The organism is Bradyrhizobium sp. Mp27 (assembly GCF_029953005.1).
Taxonomy (GTDB): Bacteria; Pseudomonadota; Alphaproteobacteria; order Rhizobiales; family Xanthobacteraceae; genus Bradyrhizobium; species Bradyrhizobium barranii.
The window spans coordinates 1-778 of the sequence record NZ_JASAUS010000568.1 but is presented as its reverse complement, the minus strand read 5'-3'; the positions used below and the strand labels follow the sequence as shown (position 1 = coordinate 778).

At 55.4% G+C, this 778-nt stretch carries 1 pseudogene; it reads left to right on the top strand.

Features of this window, described 5'->3' with window-relative positions:
- Positions 1-154 precede the first annotated feature (154 nt).
- A pseudogene (locus tag QJT78_RS51775) lies at positions 155-778 on the top strand (hypothetical protein); the annotation flags it as partial.

The window sequence follows — 778 nt, the reverse complement described above, 5'->3', positions numbered from 1 at the left end:
GGCTCCGAAAGCCTTGCTCACGATCCCGCGAAATCGTTGCTCACGATCGTCTGAAATCTCTGCTCACGATCCCCTGAAATCCGCGCTCACGATCCCGCGAAACGCGCAGCATGAGCTCAATCGCGTGCAATGTTGCCGATAGGAGAGCGATCTGATGTATGGCAGAGTCGTTGGCTCATCCAGCCAATCCACAAGCGCTAATCAAGTTGATGAACCGGGAGATAGCCCCCGCTTTGCGGAAACACTTGCAGGTATGGAGCCAGGCGGGTCGTCATCTGAAACAAGGGCGTACTATCTGAATTCCGGTCCGCCCATTGTTGAGATCGACCAGCGTTCCTTCGATCGAGGGCTGCAGAGATTTTTGGGCCGCGACATCATGAACATCGCCATTAATCCGCAAGAGTACTCAGACTTCGTATCAAAGAAAGCTGAGCGGGCAGCAACGGTTGCTGGCAGCTATAGCGCCACTCACTATGATCCAGCCAGGCCCGTGCGCTTCTTCAGCTATCAATTGGGTGACGAAACAGTTGGCCTGTTGAGAGCAGGAGGTCCGGTTCGGATCAAGGGGGAGACCTTCCGGGAAAAGTTTGGGCGCAACGATCTCACGTCCGTGGTGGACCTTCGGGTCACTCATCCCCTGGTTGAGAACGCGGGCGATATTTTGCTTGAGCCCCCGCGGGTCACTTCAAATTCCTCCGGGTGTGGTCAGTCAAATTCCTCCACCCGCGAGGCAGGACAAGGGACTGTTAGTTTGAGTTTGTTTCCCGGGCAAGAGCTT